This is a genomic window from Pseudonocardia sp. SID8383, assembly GCF_009864975.1.
Lineage (GTDB): Bacteria > Actinomycetota > Actinomycetes > Mycobacteriales > Pseudonocardiaceae > Pseudonocardia > Pseudonocardia alni.
Window position 1 is genome coordinate 1 of sequence record NZ_WWFY01001120.1, and the last position, 3,192, is coordinate 3,192.

Here is a 3,192-nt window from a genome sequence, read left to right on the forward strand (position 1 = left end):
CCCGGCCCCCCGGCCGGGCCCCGTGCCCCGGGCAGCAGCTCCCGCCCGCCCCCGGGGACACGTGACCCGGCCCCGACCACCGGCCCGGACCCCTCCGGACCGGTGTCGTCCCCGACGTCGATGCCGGCTCCCCCACCGGCACCGCCGACCACCCGGCCGACCGCCGCCGCTCCTCCGACGACGACCGGCCCCTCGCCCGCACCGACGCGCACCGCAGTACCTCCCCGCCACACACCGCGCCACGGCCGAACGGCCGCGACCTCACCCGGCGCGCCGCGGGGAAGGCGACGCGTACTCGAACTGACGTTCGAAGCATAGGGCCTGTGCCGCCTCTCCGCATCCCCCGGGTGGGGGTGGTGACGACGACGGGATGACCGTCGCACGCACCCCCGACATTCTCGGCCGGGACACCCTCCGAACTGCTCCGAACGCCGACGGCCCGGGCCGCGCGAGGCGGTCCCGGGCCGTCGGGGTGGGCGGTGGGTCAGTGGGCGAAGTGCCGCGTCCCGGTCAGGTACATCGGCACGCCCGCCTTCGCGCAGGCCGCGACGACCTCGTCGTCGCGGACCGAGCCGCCGGGCTGCACGACGGCGGCGACTCCGGCGTCGAGCAGCACCTCCAGCCCGTCGGGGAAGGGGAAGAACGCGTCGGAGGCGGCGACCGAGCCGCGGGCCCGGTCCCCGGCCCGGGTCACGGCGAGCTTCGCCGCGTCGACCCGGTTGACCTGGCCCATGCCGACGCCGACCGCCGCGCCGTCGTGGGCGAGCAGGATCGCGTTGGACTTCACCGCGCGGCAGGCACGCCAGGCGAACGCGAGGTCGTCGAGCACCTCGGGGGCGACGGCGTCGCCGGTGACGAGCTTCCAGGCGGCCGGGTCGTCGCCGTCGGCGTCGACGAGGTCGCGCTGCTGCACCAGCAACCCGCCGGAGATCGGGCGGAGCTCGGTGCCGGTGCGGGCGGCGCCGTCGGGGATGCGGAGGACACGGACGTTCTTCTTGCGCTGGAGCACCTCGAGGGCGCCGTCGGCGTAGCCGGGGGCCACGACGACCTCGGTGAAGATCTCGGCGACCTGCTCGGCCATCGCGACCGAGACCTCGCCGTTGACCGCGATGACCCCGCCGAACGCCGACACCGGGTCGGTGGCGTGCGCCTTGCGGTGGGCCTCGGCGACGTCGGCGCCGACCGCGATCCCGCACGGGTTGGCGTGCTTGATCACCGCGACCGTGGGGCGGTCGCCGTGGTCGTGCGCGGCGCGCCAGGCGGCGTCGGCGTCGACGTAGTTGTTGTAGGACATCTCCTTACCGTGCAGCTGCTCGGCGCCGGCGAGGCCGGAACCGGTGCCGTCGGTGTAGAGCGCGGCGGACTGGTGCGGGTTCTCGCCGTAGCGCAGCGGGCGCTCGCGGGTCCAGGTGGCGCCCACCCACTCGGCGGAGGCGTCGTCGTCGCCGGCGGGGAACTGCTCGCCCATCCAGGTCGCGACCGAGACGTCGTAGGCGGCGGTGTGCCGGTAGGCGTCGGCGGCCAGCCTGCGGCGGTCCTCCACGACGAACCCGCCCGCGCCGACCTGCTCGAGCACCCAGGCGTAGCGCGACGGGTCGACGACGACCGCGACGCTCTCGTGGTTCTTCGCCGAGGCCCGCACCATCGCCGGGCCGCCGATGTCGATCTGCTCGACGGCCTCGTCGCGGCTCGCGCCGGACGCGACGGTCTCGCGGAACGGGTAGAGGTTGGACACCAGCAGGTCGAACGGCGCGATGTTCAGCTGCTCGAGCTGCGCGAGGTGCTCGGGCTTGCGGGTGTCGGCGAGCAGCCCGGCGTGCACCCGCGGGTGCAGGGTCTTGACCCGGCCGTCGAAGCACTCGGGGAACCCGGTGACCTCCTCGACGGGGGTGACCGGGACGCCGGCGTCGGCGATCCGCTGTGCGGTGGAGCCGGTCGAGACGATCTCCACCCCGGCGGCGTGCAGCCCGGTGGCCAGGTCGAGGAGACCGGCCTTGTCGTAGACGCTGATCAGGGCCCGGCGTACCGGCCTGCGCTCACTCACTGTTCACCTCGTGGGGTTGGGCGGCGGTGGCGAACCGTCGCACGGTCGCGACCAGCAGCCGTCGTTCCTCGGTCTTGATGCGCTCGTGCAGGGAGGTCTCGTCGTCGCCCGGGAGCACGGGGACCTCCGCCTGCGCGAGCACCGGTCCGGTGTCGAGCCCGGCGTCGACCTCGTGCACGGTCGCGCCGGTGACGGGCACCCGGGCGGCCAGCGCGTCCCGGACGGCGTGCGCGCCGGGGAACGCCGGCAGCAGCGCCGGGTGCGTGTTCAGCATCGGGCATCCGAGCGCGTCCAGGAAGGCCGGGGAGACGAGCTTCATGAACCCCGCCCCGACGACGAGGCCCGGCCGGTGCGCGAGGACGGCCGCGGCGAGCGCGGTGTTCCAGGCGTCGCGGTCGGGGTGGTCGGCGACCCGCTCGACGAAGGTGGGGACACCTGCGGCGCGGGCCCGGTCGAGCCCGGTGGCACCCGCGCGGTCGGCCCCGACGGCGACGACGGCGAATCCGGCGCCCGCGGTGTCGAGCAGTGCCTGCAGCAGGGTGCCGCTCCCGGAGACGAGGACGACGACCCGCAGCGCCCCGTGCCGCTCCTGCGCGCCCACCGTGTCCCTTCCTCGCCGGCCCGGGCCGCTCCACGGCCCCTGGCCAGGGTAGACGCGCCCTCCGACGACGGCGGCGCCCGGTGCGGTGGCCCGGGTCACCCGGCCTGCCGGGGCGTCGGGTCAGTCGTCCCGGGAGCGGTCGCGGGGGCGGGTGATGCGGTCGGTCCGGCCGTCGGTGCGCCGGTCGGACGGTCCCCGTCGTCGGTGTCCCGGTCGGCGCGGCGCCCGGCTGCGCGGCGACCGTCGGGGCCGTGGTCCCCCGTGTCGTCGGGGTCGCCGTCGTCGGGGTCGTGGCCGGGGTCCTCGTCGTCGCCGGCGGGATCACGGCCGGCGGAACCGTCGACGCGACGGGTGGTCGTGCGACCGGCTCCGCCGGGCTCCTCCTCGTCGCTGACGGCATCGGAGTAGGGGTGGAGGTCGTCGTGGCCCCCGTCGTCGTCCCGTGCGGCGTCGGCACGGCGGGCGGGCGCCCCGGCGGTGCGACGGCGTTCGACCAGCTCCCCCACCGTCGACCCGCGACGGCGGTCCCGGGCGGCCCGGGCCCGGT

Annotated in this window: 3 protein-coding genes and 1 pseudogene; 1 reads left to right on the top strand and 3 read right to left on the bottom strand. The window is 76.4% G+C overall.

All coding sequences use genetic code 11. The features are described 5' to 3' along the window. The 3 genes and pseudogenes from GTW08_RS32275 to purN all read right to left on the bottom strand — a co-directional run. Window positions 1-212 (bottom strand): annotated as a pseudogene (locus GTW08_RS32275) (hypothetical protein); the annotation flags it as partial. A gap of 272 nt (window positions 213-484) precedes the next feature. Continuing rightward, window positions 485-2,044 carry a bifunctional phosphoribosylaminoimidazolecarboxamide formyltransferase/IMP cyclohydrolase gene (gene purH, locus GTW08_RS27305; protein ID WP_073576415.1) on the bottom strand — a complete coding sequence of 520 codons (1,560 nt, stop codon included), beginning with the start codon at window positions 2,042-2,044 and terminating at the stop codon, window positions 485-487. Continuing rightward, window positions 2,037-2,645 (bottom strand): phosphoribosylglycinamide formyltransferase, encoded by a 609-nt coding sequence (purN, locus tag GTW08_RS27310; protein ID WP_073576416.1) that lies wholly within the window; start codon window positions 2,643-2,645, stop codon window positions 2,037-2,039. The genes purH and purN overlap by 8 nt, the downstream gene beginning before the upstream one ends. 251 nt (window positions 2,646-2,896) lie before the next feature. On the opposite strand from purN, the gene GTW08_RS27315 reads away from it, so the two are divergent. Next, the coding region (locus GTW08_RS27315; RefSeq protein ID WP_202417768.1) for a hypothetical protein at window positions 2,897-3,192 on the top strand (296 nt) is incomplete at its 3' end.